Source organism: Pseudomonas frederiksbergensis (genome assembly GCF_017114915.1).
GTDB classification, from domain to species: Bacteria; Pseudomonadota; Gammaproteobacteria; order Pseudomonadales; family Pseudomonadaceae; genus Aquipseudomonas; species Aquipseudomonas frederiksbergensis_I.
This window is the reverse complement of sequence record NZ_JAAUOE010000012.1, coordinates 118344-134122: the sequence shown is the minus strand read 5'-3', so window position 1 is coordinate 134122 and position 15779 is coordinate 118344. Positions and strand designations below refer to the sequence as shown.

16 protein-coding genes and 1 pseudogene are annotated in these 15779 nt (G+C 56.8%); 9 read left to right on the top strand and 8 right to left on the bottom strand.

Going from position 1 to position 15779, the window contains the following annotated elements; all coding sequences use genetic code 11:
- The 4 genes and pseudogenes from HCU66_RS11925 to HCU66_RS11910 form a co-directional block, all read right to left on the bottom strand.
- Positions 1 to 101: pseudogene (locus tag HCU66_RS11925) on the bottom strand (putrescine ABC transporter permease PotI); the annotation flags it as partial.
- A complete protein-coding gene (locus HCU66_RS11920) occupies positions 98 to 979 on the bottom strand; it encodes an ABC transporter permease subunit (protein WP_205888680.1) in 882 nt (293 codons plus the stop codon). The gene HCU66_RS11920 and the pseudogene HCU66_RS11925, both read right to left, overlap by 4 nt.
- Positions 980 to 1008: 29 nt before the next feature.
- Positions 1009 to 2151 carry a polyamine ABC transporter ATP-binding protein gene (potA, locus tag HCU66_RS11915; protein WP_205888675.1) on the bottom strand — a complete coding sequence of 381 codons (1143 nt, stop codon included), beginning with the start codon at positions 2149 to 2151 and terminating at the stop codon, positions 1009 to 1011.
- A 232-nt stretch (positions 2152 to 2383) separates the two neighbouring features.
- Complete coding sequence (locus tag HCU66_RS11910; protein ID WP_205888674.1) at positions 2384 to 3145, bottom strand: gamma-glutamyl-gamma-aminobutyrate hydrolase family protein; 762 nt, start codon at positions 3143 to 3145, stop codon at positions 2384 to 2386.
- Positions 3146 to 3424: 279 nt separating this feature from the next.
- Between HCU66_RS11910 and HCU66_RS11905 the strand changes: the two genes are divergently transcribed.
- The 5 genes from HCU66_RS11905 (at position 3425) to HCU66_RS11885 (ending at position 9492) form a co-directional block, all read left to right on the top strand.
- Positions 3425 to 4801, top strand: a complete 1377-nt coding sequence (locus HCU66_RS11905; RefSeq protein ID WP_205888673.1) for a glutamine synthetase family protein — start codon at positions 3425 to 3427, stop codon at positions 4799 to 4801.
- Positions 4802 to 4890: 89 nt separating this feature from the next.
- The gene (locus tag HCU66_RS11900; RefSeq protein WP_205888672.1) at positions 4891 to 6381 is read left to right on the top strand and encodes an aldehyde dehydrogenase; all 1491 of its coding nucleotides are present in this window, start codon (positions 4891 to 4893) and stop codon (positions 6379 to 6381) included.
- Positions 6382 to 6433: 52 nt separating this feature from the next.
- Entirely contained in the window at positions 6434 to 7717 is a 1284-nt protein-coding gene (locus HCU66_RS11895) for an NAD(P)/FAD-dependent oxidoreductase (RefSeq protein ID WP_205888671.1), read from the top strand.
- Positions 7718 to 8001: 284 nt separating this feature from the next.
- Positions 8002 to 8550 carry a cupin domain-containing protein gene (locus HCU66_RS11890; protein ID WP_007938772.1) on the top strand — a complete coding sequence of 183 codons (549 nt, stop codon included), beginning with the start codon at positions 8002 to 8004 and terminating at the stop codon, positions 8548 to 8550.
- Between the two features lie 519 nt (positions 8551 to 9069).
- Positions 9070 to 9492: a hypothetical protein gene (locus HCU66_RS11885; RefSeq protein ID WP_205888670.1), complete on the top strand. Its 423-nt coding sequence runs from the start codon at positions 9070 to 9072 to the stop codon at positions 9490 to 9492.
- An 18-nt stretch (positions 9493 to 9510) separates the two neighbouring features.
- Here HCU66_RS11885 and HCU66_RS11880 read toward each other — a convergent pair whose 3' ends face one another.
- Complete coding sequence (locus HCU66_RS11880) at positions 9511 to 10197, bottom strand: DUF4225 domain-containing protein (protein ID WP_205888669.1); 687 nt, start codon at positions 10195 to 10197, stop codon at positions 9511 to 9513.
- Complete coding sequence (locus HCU66_RS11875) at positions 10190 to 10690, bottom strand: Hcp family type VI secretion system effector (protein WP_205888668.1); 501 nt, start codon at positions 10688 to 10690, stop codon at positions 10190 to 10192. The genes HCU66_RS11880 and HCU66_RS11875 overlap by 8 nt, the downstream gene beginning before the upstream one ends.
- 378 nt (positions 10691 to 11068) lie before the next feature.
- Between HCU66_RS11875 and HCU66_RS11870 the strand changes: the two genes are divergently transcribed.
- Positions 11069 to 11437 carry a hypothetical protein gene (locus HCU66_RS11870; RefSeq protein ID WP_205888667.1) on the top strand — a complete coding sequence of 123 codons (369 nt, stop codon included), beginning with the start codon at positions 11069 to 11071 and terminating at the stop codon, positions 11435 to 11437.
- 93 nt (positions 11438 to 11530) lie between these two features.
- Here the strand turns inward: HCU66_RS11870 and HCU66_RS11865 are convergent, their stop codons facing one another.
- Positions 11531 to 11815, bottom strand: coding sequence for a fructose-bisphosphate aldolase (locus HCU66_RS11865; protein ID WP_205888666.1), 285 nt, complete (start codon positions 11813 to 11815; stop codon positions 11531 to 11533).
- 499 nt (positions 11816 to 12314) lie between these two features.
- Between HCU66_RS11865 and HCU66_RS11860 the strand changes: the two genes are divergently transcribed.
- Together HCU66_RS11860 and HCU66_RS11855 are read left to right on the top strand one after the other, a co-directional pair.
- Positions 12315 to 12995: a DUF2268 domain-containing putative Zn-dependent protease gene (locus HCU66_RS11860; RefSeq protein ID WP_205888665.1), complete on the top strand. Its 681-nt coding sequence runs from the start codon at positions 12315 to 12317 to the stop codon at positions 12993 to 12995.
- Between the two features lie 25 nt (positions 12996 to 13020).
- The gene (locus tag HCU66_RS11855; RefSeq protein ID WP_205888664.1) at positions 13021 to 13443 is read left to right on the top strand and encodes an HD domain-containing protein; all 423 of its coding nucleotides are present in this window, start codon (positions 13021 to 13023) and stop codon (positions 13441 to 13443) included.
- Between the two features lie 456 nt (positions 13444 to 13899).
- Here the strand turns inward: HCU66_RS11855 and HCU66_RS11850 are convergent, their stop codons facing one another.
- Entirely contained in the window at positions 13900 to 14694 is a 795-nt protein-coding gene (locus HCU66_RS11850) for an NAD(P)H-dependent oxidoreductase (RefSeq protein ID WP_205888663.1), read from the bottom strand.
- An 85-nt stretch (positions 14695 to 14779) separates the two neighbouring features.
- On the opposite strand from HCU66_RS11850, the gene HCU66_RS11845 reads away from it, so the two are divergent.
- Positions 14780 to 15673, top strand: coding sequence for a LysR family transcriptional regulator (locus HCU66_RS11845; protein WP_205888662.1), 894 nt, complete (start codon positions 14780 to 14782; stop codon positions 15671 to 15673).
- Positions 15674 to 15779: the final 106 nt, after the last annotated feature.

Here is a 15779-nt window from a genome sequence, read left to right as displayed (position 1 = left end):
TTCGAGGCGTTGAACGAGTAGATCACCAGAATCAGCATCGGCAGGTAGATAAACGACAGGCCGAAAATCAGCATGAACTTTGAAAATCCGAAGCGTTTCATCCCCGTCCCTCCATCTCTTTGGCCTGGCTACGGTTGAACAGCAGAATCGGCACAATCAGGATCGCCAGCATCACCACCGCCAGGGCGGACGCCACCGGCCAATCGCGGTTGTTGAAGAACTCCTGCCACAGCACGCGGCCGATCATCAGGGTTTCCGGGCCACCCAACAGTTCCGGAATCACGAACTCTCCGACCACTGGAATGAACACCAGCATGCAGCCTGCGATGATGCCGTTCTTGGCCAGCGGCACGGTGATTTTCCAGAAGTTGTTGAAGTTGCTCGAACCCAGATCCGACGCGGCTTCCAGCAGACTGCCATCGTGCTTGACCAGGTTGGCGTACAGCGGCAGCACCATGAACGGCAAGTAGGCGTAAACCACGCCGATGTAGACGGCGGTGTTGGTGTTGAGGATCTCGATCGGCTGCGACGTCAGCCCGGTCCACATCAGGAACGCATTGAGTAAACCGTTGTTGCTGAGGATGCCCATCCACGCATACACGCGGATCAGGATCGCGGTCCAGGTCGGCATCATGATCAACAGCAGCAGAACGTTTTGCGTTTCCTTGTTGGCCTTGGTGATCGCGTAGGCCATCGGGAAACCGATCACCAGGCACATCAGCGTGCTTAAAAACGCGACCTTCAACGAGCCAAAGTAGGCCGAGATGTACAGCTCATCTGCGGTCAGCAGCGAGTAGTTACCCAGGTTCAGCAGCAGCTGAAATTTCTGTTCGGCGAAGGTGTAAATCTCGGAGTAGGGCGGAATGGCCAGGGCCGCTTCCGAGAAGCTGATCTTCATCACCAGGAAGAACGGCAACAGGAAAAACAGGCACAGCCACAGGAACGGAATACCGATGACCAGTTTGCGGCCGCTGGGCACCAGGCGCAGGAACTGCTGATTGAAGGTTCTCATGAGCGCAGTACCACGCCGCTGTCGTCTTCCCACCACACGTAGACCTGATCGTCCCAGGTCGGGCGTGCGCCACGGCGTTCGGCGTTGGCCATGAACGACTGGACGATCTTGCCGCCGGGCAGCGCCACGTAAAACACCGAGTGGCCGCCGAGGTAAGCGATGTCATGCACCTTGCCCTCGGACCAGTTGTAACGGGTATCGGGCTTGAGGGTGCTGACCAGCATTTTTTCCGGGCGGATGGCGTAGGTGATCGACTTGTCCTGCACCGAGGTGCTCACGCCGTGGCCGACGTAAATCTTCTGCGCAAGGTCCGGGCTGTGAATGATAGCGTGACCTTCCAGGTCTTCCACAACGGTGCCGTCGAAGGCGTTCACGTTGCCGATGAACTCGCAGACCATGCGGCTGACCGGTGCCTCATAAATGTCCACCGGGCTGCCGATCTGGGCGATCCAGCCCAGGTGCATGATCGCGATGCGCTCGGCCATGGTCATGGCTTCTTCCTGGTCGTGGGTCACCATCACGCAGGTCACGCCGACCCGCTCAATGATTTCCACCAGCTCCAGTTGCATCTGTGAACGCAGCTTTTTATCCAGTGCGCCCATCGGTTCATCGAGCAGTAACAGCTTCGGTCGCTTGGCCAACGAACGCGCCAGCGCCACCCGCTGACGCTGACCGCCGGACAACTGATGGGGTTTGCGTTTGGCGTATTGGGTCATGTGCACCAGGCGCAGCATTTCTTCGACACGGGCGTCGATTTCGCTGGCGGGCAAACGGTCCTGCTTGAGGCCGAAGGCGATGTTCTGCGCCACGGTCATGTGCGGGAACAAGGCGTAGGACTGGAACATCATGTTGATCGGCCGTTCGTAGGGCGGCATATCAGTGATGTCGACACCATCGAGCAGAATGCGTCCTTCGGTCGGGCGCTCGAAGCCGGCGAGCATGCGCAGCAACGTCGATTTACCCGAGCCGGAGCCACCGAGCAGGGCGAAGATTTCCCCTTGATGGATCTCCAGGGACACATCGTCCACGGCGGTGGTTTCGTCGAATTTCTTGGTGACGCGGTCGACTTTCACCAACACCTTTTTCGGTGCCTGGTGACCTTCAAGAGCCTTCCTGTAGATGCTGGAGGCGTTTGCCATATGAAACTCCCAACAGGTTTCAGTCGTCGGGCCAACGCGGCCTGACTTAAGAGTGGATTGCAAACCCGGGCCGGACGATGCGCTGCGCTCGGGCTTATTCGGCACCGCCGTCCTGGCTGCCTGGTCGTGCTTGTTGTTATTGCGGTTCATCTATTTCGTGAGCGACCGGCGCGCAAAGGCGCACCCGCCGGCCTCACGGGGGCAGTCAATCGTTAATCAGTCGTGTTTGAAGTCAGCGCGAATGACGCAGCGCCGCCCGTTGTCGGCACGCCTGGCCAAACGCCTGGAAAATACTCAAGTAGGGAGGGTTGCTCAGCACCTGCCATTCCGGGTGCCATTGCACGCCGAGAGCAAATGCCTTGCTGTGCTCGACGGAAATCGCCTCGATCAAGCCGTCCGGCGCGAGCGCTTCGGCACGCAAGCCAGGCGCGAGTCGGTCGATGCCCTGGCTGTGAATCGAATTGACCTGGAACACGGGCGGCAGGCCCAGCGCTTCGAACACACCACCCGGTTGCACCGTCACGGCATGGGTCGGTGCGTATTGCACGGCGATGTCCGGATGATCCGCTTCGCGGTGATCGAGATAGTCGGGCAGTTCGTGCACCTTCTGATGCAGGCTGCCGCCGAACGCCACGTTCATTTCCTGAAACCCCCGGCAGATGCCCAGCACCGGAACACCGGCGGCAATCGCCGCACGCACTAAGGGCAGGGTGGTGGCGTCCCGTTGCGGATCGTGATCCGTACCGGGAGCGCTGGCCGGGCCTTGATAGTGGAAGGGTTCCACATTCGACGGCGAGCCGGTCAGCAGCAGACCGTCCAGCTGCGCAAGCAGCTCATCGGTTTCAGTGAGTTCCGCCAGGGAAGGAATGACCACCGGCAGCCCCAAAGCCGCGACGCTGACAGCACGCAAATACTTGTCGCCGCTGACGTGGTAGGGGTGCAGGCCAATCTGTTTGACGCACGCAGTAACGCCGATCAATGGCTTGAATGCCATTTTTATCACCTCGAAGTTTCACACTTGAACGAGCTTTTCCGGAGCTTAGCCTTGTTGATTTTAATTAACAACTCTCATGTAAAAAATTCTAAACGCAGAGCGTCCGGTGCTGAGGATCTACGCGGTTCGCAAGCCTGATCTGGCACTGTGACGCCCAAAAAAGGCCAGAAAATAAAGGATGAAAGGCCGGATGTTCGCTATTGACTTCACTTTGCCGTTCGGGTTGACTGGCCCTCGCAAGTGAAGTGAACATAATAATTAACAGCTAATAGGTGCATCATGTCGGTCCCTCTGCGTGCCGTTCAACTCAACGAAGCAAACGCATTCCTTAAGAAACATCCCGAGGTTTTGTACGTCGACCTTCTGATTGCGGATATGAACGGCGTGGTGCGCGGCAAGCGCATCGAGCGCACCAGTCTTCACAAGGTCTACGAAAAAGGCATTAACCTGCCGGCGTCACTGTTTGCCCTGGACATCAACGGCTCTACGGTGGAAAGCACCGGCCTGGGTCTGGACATCGGCGACTCGGACCGCATCTGCTACCCCATCCCCGATACCCTCAGCATTGAACCCTGGCAGAAGCGCCCGACCGCGCAACTGCTGATGACCATGCACGAACTCGAAGGTGAACCTTTCTTCGCCGACCCACGCGAAGTGCTGCGTCAGGTGGTGAGCAAGTTCGATGACATGGGCCTGACCATCTGCGCGGCGTTCGAACTGGAGTTCTACCTGATCGACCAGGACAACGTGAACGGTCGTCCGCAGTCGCCACGCTCGCCGGTCTCCGGCAAGCGTCCGCACTCGACTCAGGTGTACCTGATCGACGATCTGGACGAATACGTCGACTGCCTGCAAGACATCCTCGAAGGCGCGAAAGAGCAGGGCATCCCGGCGGACGCGATCGTCAAGGAAAGCGCCCCGGCGCAGTTCGAAGTGAACCTGCATCACGTCTGCGACCCTATAAAAGCCTGCGACTACGCGGTGCTGCTCAAGCGTCTGGTGAAGAACATCGCCTACGACCACGAGATGGACACCACCTTCATGGCCAAGCCGTATCCGGGCCAGGCGGGCAACGGTTTGCACGTGCACATTTCGATTCTCGACAAGCAAGGCAATAACATTTTCGCCAGCGAGGATCCCGAGCAGAACGCCGCACTGCGACATGCGATCGGCGGTGTGCTCGAGACCCTGCCGGCGCAGATGGCCTTCCTCTGCCCGAACGTCAACTCGTACCGGCGTTTCGGTGCGCAGTTCTACGTGCCGAACTCGCCCAGCTGGGGCATCGACAACCGTACCGTGGCGGTGCGCGTGCCCACCGGTTCGGCGGACGCCGTGCGCATCGAACACCGAGTCGCCGGCGCCGATGCCAACCCGTACCTGCTGATGGCCTCGGTATTGGCCGGTATTCACCACGGCCTGACCAACGAAATCGAGCCGGGTGCACCGGTGGAAGGCAACAGCTACGAGCAGAACGAGCAAAGCCTGCCGAACAACCTGCGCGATGCCCTGCGCGAGCTGGACGACAGCGAAGTCATGGCGCGCTACATCGACCCGCTGTACATCGACGTGTTCGTGGCGTGCAAGGAAAGCGAACTGGCGGAGTTCGAAAACTCCATCTCCGACCTTGAGTACAACTGGTACTTGCACACGGTTTGATGGGGCAATACCCGATTCAATGGCGGATGAATGCCCCCTGTAGGGCGTCAGCCTGACGATTACTTTTTCCTCTGCGTCGAGTCACAACCATGACAAACACTCGCAGCGACTGGGAACAACGCTTCCAGTCCTTGACACTAGAAGGCCGCGCATTCATCGACGGCCAATACCGCCCGGCACTCAGCGGCGACACCTTCGAATGCATCAGCCCGGTGGACGGTCGCTTCCTGGCAAACATCGCCAGCACCGACGAAGCCGACGCCAATGCGGCAGTCGCCGTTGCGCGTCGCACATTTGAATCCGGCATCTGGGCGCGGTTGGCCCCCGCAGAGCGCAAGCGCATTTTGATTCGTTTCGCGGACTTGATTCTGGCCAACCAGCAAGAACTGGCGCTGCTGGAAACCCTCGACATGGGTAAACCCATCAGCGACTCCATGGGCATCGACATTCCAGCGACCGCCAACGCGATCCGCTGGAGCGCCGAGGCCATCGACAAGATCTACGACGAAGTCGCCGCCACACCCCACGACCAATTGGGCCTGATCACCCGCGAGCCCGCAGGCGTGGTCGCCGCCATCGTGCCGTGGAATTTCCCGCTGATCATGGCCAGCTGGAAGTTCGCCCCGGCGCTGGCGGCGGGCAACTCGTTCATCCTCAAACCGTCGGAAAAGTCGCCACTGACCGCGATCCGCATCGCGCAACTGGCCCTCGACGCCGGCATTCCCAAAGGCGTGTTCAACGTCCTGCCGGGCTTCGGTCACACCGTCGGCAAGGCGCTGGCGTTGCACATGGACGTCGACGTACTGGCCTTCACCGGCTCGACCGCGATTGCCAAGCAACTGATGATCTACGCCGGGCAAAGCAACATGAAACGCGTGTGGCTGGAGGCGGGCGGCAAGAGCCCGAACGTGGTGTTCGCCGATGCCCCGGACTTGCGCGCAGCCGCCCGAGCGGCGGCCAGCGCAATCGCCTTCAACCAGGGCGAAGTCTGCACCGCCGGCTCGCGTTTGCTGGTGGAGCGCTCGATCCGCGAGCAGTTCATTCCATTGCTGGTGGAAGCGTTGCAAGCGTGGAAACCGGGGCATGCACTGGATCCCGAAACCACTGTCGGCGCAGTCGTCGATCAGCGCCAATTGGAATCGGTGTTGCGCTATATCCAGGTCGGCAAAGACCAGGGCGCGCAACTGATCGCTGGCGGTAATCGCACCCTCGAAGGCACCGGTGGCCTGTACGTGGAACCGGCGATTTTCGACGGCGTGACCAACGCCATGACCATCGCCCGGGAAGAAATCTTTGGCCCGGTGCTGTCGCTGATCACCTTCGACACCGCTGAACAAGCGCTGCAGATCGCCAACGACAGCATCTTCGGCCTCGCCGCCGGCGTGTGGACCAGCAACCTCAGCAAGGCTCACACCTTCGCCCGCGGCTTGCGCGCCGGCAGTGTCTGGGTCAACCAGTACGACGGCGGCGACATGACCGCGCCGTTCGGCGGGTTCAAGCAGTCGGGTAACGGTCGGGACAAATCGCTGCATGCGTTCGACAAATACACCGAACTCAAAGCGACCTGGATCAAGCTCTAACACTTTTACAGCGGCGGTCGTCGGCGCGTGCCGACGGCCCTCGGAGAAATTTATGCAGCAAACTCATGTAAACAGCTACTACGCCGCGACCCGCAACCAGACCGGCGATTACCCGATGCTTGAAGAGCTGGTGGAATGCGACGTCTGCGTGATCGGCGCCGGCTATACCGGGCTGTCCTCGGCGCTGTTCCTCAGCGAAGCGGGCTACAGCGTCACCGTACTCGAAGCCGCCAAAGTCGGCTTCGGCGCCAGCGGCCGCAACGGCGGTCAACTGGTCAACTCCTACAGCCGCGACGTCGATGTGATCGAAGAGCGTTATGGCGAGAAATCCGCCGAAGTGCTCGGCAGCATGATCTTCGAAGGCGCCGACATCATCCGTTCGCGCATCAAGGAATACGACATTAAATGCGACTACCGCCCCGGCGGCATCTTCGCGGCGCTGAACAAGAAACAACTCAAAGGCTTGGCTGAGCAGAAAAGCAGCTGGGAACGTTATGGCAACAAGAACCTGAAAATGCTCGACGCGGCTGACATCAAGCGCGAAGTGGGCAGCGACAACTACGTCGGCGGCCTGCTGGACATGCAGGGCGGCCACATCCACCCGCTGAACCTGGCCCTGGGTGAAGCCGCCGCGATCATCCGTCTGGGCGGCAAAATCTACGAGCAATCCGCCGCCGTGGACATCACCTACGGCGAGCCGATCACCGTGCGCACCGCCAAAGGCGTGGTGCGGGCCAAGTACCTGTTGATCGCTGGCAACGCTTACCTGCCGCAAGACCTCGACAACCGCGTGACCCGCAAAAGCATGCCCTGCGGTTCGCAAATCGTCGTCACCGAGCCGTTGTCCGAAAAAGTCGCCCGCAGCCTGATCAGCAACAACTACTGCGTCGAAGACTGCAACTACCTGCTCGACTACTACCGCCTCACCGCCGATAACCGCCTGCTGTATGGCGGCGGCGTGGTGTACGGCGCTCGCGAGCCGGACGACATCGAACAACTGATCCGCCCGAAAATCCTCAAGACCTTCCCGCAACTCAAGAACGTGAAAATCGACTACCGCTGGACCGGCAACTTCCTGCTGACCATGTCGCGCATGCCGCAATTCGGTCGCATCGAAAAAAACGCCTACTACATGCAAGGCTACAGCGGTCACGGCGTCACCTGCTCACACCTGGCCGGCAAACTGATCTCGGAAATGATCCGCGGCGACGCCGAACGCTTCGATGCTTTCGCGTCCTTGCCACACATGCCCATGCTCGGCGGCCGTACCTTCCAGGCCCCGCTCACTGCCATGGGCGCGGCGTATTACGCGCTGCGTGACCGATTCGGTATCTGAGCCTGACGCAATCCCTGTAGGAGCCGAGCTTGCTCGCGAAGACGGCAGACCAGTCAACATCAATGTTGCCTGAAACACCGCCATCGCGAGCAGGATCGCTCCCACAATTCCCGCACCATCAGCTTTTGTGCCAGCCGTTTATCGAACCTGCTGAGCAACACCCACAAACGTGATTTAATAGCCGCCTTCCACGGTTCCGGGACGGGAAACGGCGTAATCCGCGGCCACCAGTCGCCCGCCACCCACCCCCATTACCCCTTAAGTAGTGCTCACATAAGGCTGTCATGGACACGGGCTCACGACTCAAATTAGTACGCGAAAGCTACAAACTGTCCCAGCGCGAGCTGGCCCGGCGTAGCGGCGTCACCAATGCCACCATCTCCCTGATCGAACAGAATCGCGTCAGTCCCTCCGTCAGCTCCCTCAAAAAACTGCTCGAAGGCATCCCCATGTCCTTGGCGGACTTCTTTACCTTTGATCAGCCGCCCCGCGAGCATCAATACGTGTTCCGCGCCAATGAACAGCCGGACCTCGGGCGTCATGGGCTGCGGTTGTTGCTGATCGGCGCTTCGGTGCCGAGTCGGCAGATGCGGCTTTTGCGCGAGCAGTACGCACCTGGGGCGAGTTCGGGGGAAGAGCCGATTGTGCATGCTGAGGGGGAGGAGTGTGGGCTGGTTACCCGTGGCACGGTTGAGCTGACGGTGGATGGGCAGGTGAGCGTGTTGAATGCCGGGGATGGGTATTACTTTCCGACGACGTTGCCGCATCGGTTTCGGAATATTGGGGCGGATGAAGCGGAAATCATCAGCGCCAACACCCCGGCTAACTTCTAATCTCCTTGCGCATTCGCATTGGGCGCGGGGTTGCCCGAGATTTTCCTCATTGGCTTGCGGTTGGAGTGTTGTTTGCTGTCTTTGCGGCGGCGGTTTTTGTTTTTAGTTGTTGTGTTTGGAAGCCAGGTTGCAGGCGGTAGTTAGTTTGGCTGGATTATGATGGCTATGAGGTTCTGGCATCGTTAAGCTTGGTTTGCCGCGATTGATAAAAGTCCAATTCCAGTTCAGGTGTTGGACTTTTTGTTTTTACGGCTCAAAAAGATTTCAATGTTCGATCGAGTATGCTGGCTTCCAATCCTGAAGATCTCTATTGCGATAGTTTTTTTGATAAATCGTTTCTGGGGTTGTGGGGATTATGTGTAGGATAAAAAGAATTGGTGTGTAGGGCTTTTCGGATCGTTGCTCGTTTATGTCATTTGTTAGAGCGAGCCATATTAATGATATGGTTATAATTTTTGGCGTGTGCGCTGATTGTATCGAAGCTCAAAAAAAGCTAGCAGACTGTCTGAGGGGGTATTAATGCGATTGCGAGTTTTCTTTACCGTTTTAGTTTCGGATTTACTAACTGTTATGCTTTCCATGCTTTATGCGGTATTTCTTGCGTGGTTAATAGAGAGAGTGGTCCCTTTAAGCGGGGTTTGTTATTGGCTGGTGCTCGGTGCTTTTTTTGTTTTTTTGTTGTTTATTAATTTTTATTACTGCTCTCCCAGCTATATTGATGTTTCACTTGGGCGCGATCTTAATCCCGAAAGAGACTCTGCTTGGGTTGCGTATTTCGGCGCTTTTATCGGTTCTTTGTTTTGGGTTGCTGTTATCGTTCTGCAAATTGATCAGGTATTTCCGCTGCAAGGCAATCTTTCGTTTGTCGTTAGTGCGGCGATTTTTATGTTGGTTTTTGTCTGCTTATGCATTTATATAATGAGGCTGCGCCGAAGAAAGTGATGTGCTCGATGATGTGGATTATTCTAAAGTTGTTTCTTTTGCTATGTTTTTTATTGTGATTGCATCGACCAGGGCTTCAAAGGTCAGTGCCAGTTTCCCCATTTGTCTGTATGCTCGCTCATAGTTGATAGGGTCTTTTCTAAAAAGCTCAAGTGTATCGTTTTTACGCACTAAACTCATTACGCCGAAAGCTGATAGTCCTAAATCCACAGAGTAATAGGTAGTGTTGCCAATTTTAGTGTTTTCGGCTAGGTGTTGATATGTTTTTCTAATTGGCCCTACTGTGCTGGGTGCGTCAGGTCCGTTGTGTATATTTCCTGCGCTTTCATAAATATTATTAGCGCCATGCGCAACGTAGGTTAATCCGCTGGCTAAATTAATACCTCTTGATTTTCCGAGTAATGAAGCACCAGTTTGAACTTGCATTGCTCCCGCTAAAATACCAATGCCATTTTGAGTGTAAAACATCGCTTTGGATGATAATTCGGCATACTCATCTCTGATTTTTTGCAAGCCCTGTCGCGCGCTAATTAAACCTTCATCAACCGCTTGGATAATCTCGTTAGCATAAGATGAAACAATCGAACTAAATTGAAGCTGCAAAAAACTATCGTACAGCTGCATTGCCCCAATAGAGCACCCAAGCGCAACAAGATCGGACGCCGCTTTAGTCACGTCATGAATGTCACAAGTCTCATCACTCATCCTCATTCCCCCAAGAGCTATAAGCGCTTGTGCCCGCCTGAATGTGCGTCCAGTTAATGTCGCGATAGCGAATAGATACCAACTCTTGCGGTTCGGCATCGTTCATATGAATAGCATGAGGAACCTGAAGGCTGATATGTGCAATTCTCGCCCCCGTAAGCCGTATCGAATAATATTTGTCCTGGCCACCCGCTGGCGAAGTTCGATAGAAGTTGATGGTGCACTCCACCTCTTCGCGCTCATGAAGTGCACTGGCCAGCAATGGCGAAGATTTATCGATGTTCTTGGTAATCATGACCGGCAGGTGCCTGCCGCGATCACCTGAAATTCCGCCGTTATTACCTGTGATCATGTTGTGCGAATACGCCAGCACCATGATTTCGTCTTCATGACCGATCTGGCATTTGTTACCGATAGAACTCTGGCCAGAACAGCCAGCGGAAATCAAACCTTGGCGTTTACCGGTAATGCTCATGTAACCGTGACTAGCCATGCATGCCACTCCCTTTAGTTAGCTGATCGCTCTATTTAAAGCGTAACAGGTGCTCTATCGGGAGGATTATGGCGTGGTTCAGAGTCTGAAAGAGTTCAGACTCTTCTTACAGCGAATAAAGAAAGCAGTGATGGAAGAACCCTACATCACTGCGCAATGAAGTCCCGAACCGCTCGAATAGTCCCTGTCGGCGCTTCTTCCATCCGCCGATGGCCAGCACCGGCATCGTCAGCCGCGTCGCCATCGAAGCCTTGTTCTCCACGGAACCGCAAAAGCGACCAGACGTACCTGACCTTTGAGAATATTGCGCATCAATGATGGTATTTTGAGTTTCGAACGGCTTATGCTGTTCGAAACCACTTCATCAGGGAAGAAATTATGAAAAAGGCGACACTGGCGCTGGTACTGGCCCTCATGCTTAACGGTTGCGCGACCTCGCACTACACGACCGGTAGAGACTTTCCGTCAGCGAACGTCCCTAGCATTGTCAAAGGAAAAACTACGGCAAACGACCTCAAAATGCTTTTTGGCGAGCCCTTCGCCAAGAGTCCGGTAAGCGATACTGATGAAAAGTGGGTCTACACCTACTCAAATGGCTCTGCTCATGCTCAGAGCTATGTAGTTACCATGAAAGTTACCACCACTGGTACGCAGAAAACTTTGGACGTGCTGATGCGCAACGATACTGTAATCAACTATACCTTCACTGAAGGGCCTGCTCCTGGCAGTACCACGGCGACAGAATAGTTTCCGAGGGGAATGGGTCTGTTGTCTGCTAAGTAGGTAATAAAAAACCCGCAACAATGCGGGTTTTTTACGGCTGAAATGTGGTCGCAGGCCTTAAGGCGTATCAAACCCTCGCTGCTCAATCACCCGAAACACATCGCTCACGTCCTGGACCATGATCCGCGCGATATTGGTGACGGTGTTGATGTCGTTTTCGGCGTAGTCGGGGAGGCTGGTGCAGGCCATGAGGTTGAGGTATTTGAGGACGGCGTTGAGGCGTTCGCTGAGGCAGTTGTGGAGTTCGCGCAGTGGGGCGTCGGCGTCGATAAGGAGGACGGGGTGGTCGGTGGCGAAGTGGGACATGGGGGTGTAGTGGCGAAGCGGGTTGTTCATTGTCATAGGGTTGAACTCTTCAAAGGAAAATGAAGCGCCACCTTTCTGCTGCGAAACAAATGGGTGGCAGCTATGTGCGGGTTCGCAGACCGGAGAAGAGACAAAACCGGCAGACCCAAGGGTCTCCCACACACAGCCGCCATAAAACGTAACAGCGGCAAATTTTGCCACAGTTGTCATTTAACGGTGTGTGTCATCTTCTGCGGGGCTGCGAAACCCTATCGCTGCATGGGTCAGCGACAGACCCACTCTAGGCACCGATTTTGGTAGCCGCAACCGGGCTGTAGGACGCCCGGATAGTCATTTTGGCGAGGTGGTCTTCCCCGTTCTATGGCATAAACGCAGTAAAACCGGGCGTCGCGGTGTGTCTGAGGAAACGGGCTAGCAGGGTTTGGGGCCGCTTCGCAACCCAGCGGGAGCAAGCTCCCTCGCCACAAAGAGTTTTTTCCTACGGGATTTGCAGATTTCAAAATCCTGGCTTCATGGCAACTTTTCAGAGGTAACAATGGACGCATGGACACTGCATTGGCTGGAAGCCTCGGGGAGCCTTGCCGAACTTCGCTCCGATTTGATCGGTGAGTTTGACGCCGCTTACCAGACGGTCTCTCGTCTGATTCCACCTCCGCGACTTGATGTATTGATTCAGAGGCTCCCTGGCGAAACTATTCCTGAAATGGGCCTTTTGGGGCGAGCTTATCGAAGCAGCATGTTCTCGATGACCCTCGATCCCGATAATCCGAATTTATTGCCAAGCCTGCGCACAGGCACGCTGCATCGGCAAATCGTCCATGAGGTCCATCATTGTTTGCGCATGGCGGGGCCTGGCTACGGTTGGACGTTAGGTGAAGCCTTGGTCAGCGAGGGGCTTGCCGGGCAGTTCGTCCGACATTTGCTGGGCAGCGACCCAGAGCCCTGGGAGCGCGCCGTCACCTGCGCCGATCTTCTTCGTTCCCCGGTAGACCTGAAGACCCTTGAGTCCACGAACTACAATCACGGCGAGTGGTTCTTCGGTTTTGGAGCTCACCCAAAATGGCTTGGCTATACGCTCGGTTATCACATGGTTGGGCGTTGGCTTGCGTCAGTTGGCGAAATCGACGCTTCAACCTGGATCAACGTACCCGCACAAACTATTGTCGCCTCAGCGCTTGAGGAAGGCATTGTGTTGCTCAAGGCCAACGATCGTTAAGGTTTTCAAATCAGGGAGCTTCGAGATGACTCAAACACTGGAACGCGCCATTGCCATCGCCGCCGCGGCGCATGAAGGGCAGGTGGACAAGGGCGGGGCGCCTTACATCCTGCATCCGCTGAAGGTCATGTTGCGGGTGAACACATTGGAAGAGCGCATCGTCGCGGTGTTGCATGATGTGGTCGAGGATTGCGGCATCAGCGTCGATGATCTGCGCAAGGAAGGTTTCAGCGAAGCGGTGCTGACGGCGATTGCGTCATTGACCAAGGTGCCGGGTGAGTCTTACGAGGCGTTCGTCGAGCGTGCGGCGCAGAACCCGATCGGGCGGGTGGTGAAGCTGGCGGATTTGGAGGAGAACAGCGACTTGTCGCGGATTGCCCAGCCGTCCTGGGAGGATCTGGAGCGCGTTGAGAAGTATCGGCGGGCGATGGGGGTTTTGCGTTCGTAGCGGGTGCGGACGTAAGGATCAAAAGATCGCAGCCTTCGGCAGCTCCGGGGGACACGCAGCCTGCGAGCTTTTGACGGTGGGCGGCATTAGTATTTTTCCATTTACCCATCATTCCTCTTGAAAATAATCAGTCTAAAAACCCCGGCCCGGGCTTCAATCGATTTGCTATTCTGAACCTGTAGGTGAAGACGCAGACTGATGCGCAAAGGGATAGCGAGGACGCGTGGGGCGCGCACCCAAGGGTACACGGTTAGAAAGATCTCCGCGCTGAGATCCAGCCCTTATGCCGTGTGAGGCAGAACAGCCCAAAGCAAAAAAACCTGTTCTGTGAGAGGCCCGATAAACCTCGTAAGCCAGAGACCAGCACTGGCCACCTACTCGATTTCCAAAGCCCGCCTTGTGCGGGCTTTTTCGTGTTCGCGATCTGTAGCAGCTGCCGAGCCTGCGAGGCTGCTGCTACAAAGAGTGTGTCGCTTGTCTGATGTGAGCGGCAAAGCCAGACTGATCCGAAGCAATCTCATCGCGCAACGTGAGTTGCGGAATCTCATACGCCCCTGAATTCTGCGCCCGGAAAGCAATTGGCGCGATGTTCCAGAGGTCATCGAGCCGTTGGCCGAGGGCATCACAGGTCGTTGCAAATCTCGCCTCGTCCATTCGGCCGGTTCGATAGATCACGAACGGTGGCAGCACGTCGAAGCCAGGGTAGAACAGTACGCCATGGTGGATGGGGAATAGCACATCATCGATGGGCCCATTGATGCCCCGGGGGCTGTAATGAGATTCCCATCCACCCGCGGTGACGATCAGCATCGCCCGTTTGCCCGCCAGCGTGCCTTCCCCATAGCGGTCGCCCCAGCGCGCATCGGAGTGTTCCCCTACGCCATAGGCAAATCCATAGGCATAGACGCGTTCCACCCAGCCTTTGAGGATTGCCGGCATCGAGAACCACCACAGCGGAAACTGCAGAATGACGGTATCGGCCCAGAGCAGTTTTCCCTGTTCCAGGGCGATGTCCTGTGTTTGCCGGCCTTCTTCGAAGGCGCGCCTGGAATCCAGCGAAGGATCGAACCGTGCATCGGCTGGCCGACCGAGACTGTCGTCGGCGTCCAGAGCGGCTTTCCAGTCCATCGCATACAAATCGGAGACCTGCACCTGGTGGCCGGCCGCCTCCAGGCGTTTGACGGCAAAGTCCTTGAGCGAACCGTTCAATGATTGGGGTTCGGGATGGGCATAAACGAGCAGAACATTCATGGCTGAGTCTCCAATGTCAGAAGCCGGCAGAATCGGACTTTGCCCGGTATATTGGAAATGAATAGTCAATATGCCAGGTATTACCATGAATAATCTGCGACGCCTGGACATCAATTTGCTGCTGACCCTTGATGTCCTGCTCTCGGAACACAACGTGACCCGTGCGGCGCAACGCTTGAATTTGTCGCAACCGTCGGTGAGCGTTCATCTCGCCAAGTTGAGGGACATTTTCGCTGACCCGCTGTTATTGCCAGGGCCACGGGGCATGCGGCCCACGGCCCGGGCCGATGAGTTGCGCGAGCCGTTGCGCCAGGCCCTGGAAGCCCTGGAGCGCGCCGTGTCACCCGCCAGCCCTTTCAACCCGGCCGAGGCGCGGCATACGTGGAATGTCATGGCGTCCGACTACGGCGAGTCGACCATCGTCTTGCCAGCATTGGCCGGGCTACGCTCGGCAGCCCCCGGCACGCGTCTGGCGCTGTTTGACCTGGTTCCGTCACAACTGGCCAGGCAAGCGGAGCAGGGGGCAATCGATCTGGCTTTTCACACCAGCGAAGACGCTCCCCTCGGCTTGCGGCGTCGCGCGTTGTTTACCGAACGCTATGTGTTGGCGGGGCGGGCCGGTCATCCGCGGTTGAAAAAGCCCCCGACACTGGCGCAGTTTTGCGAACTCGATCAAGTGATCGTGTCGCCGGATGGCGGAGGCTTTCAGGGCGTCACCGACAAGGCGCTTGCGCAGGTGGGCCTGACGCGCCGGGTGGTGCTGTCGGTGCCGCATTTCCTGTTTGTCCGCTCTGTGCTGGAAAGCACCGACATGGTCGCGATGTTGCCGTCACGGCTGGTTCGTAATGTGCCGGGGCTGGAGGTGGTCGAGCCACCGCTTGAAGTCCCGGGCTACGAGATGTCGATGCTCTGGCCCGAGCGCGCTCATCGCGACCCTGCGCATCGGTGGTTGCGGGAGTTCATCGTGAATGCGTTGTGATAAACCACAATCCTGTAGGAGCGGGCTTGCCCGCGAAGGCGGTGTGTCAGGCGACATCAATGTTGACTATACCGACGTCGTCGCGGGCAAGCCCGCTCCTACAGCG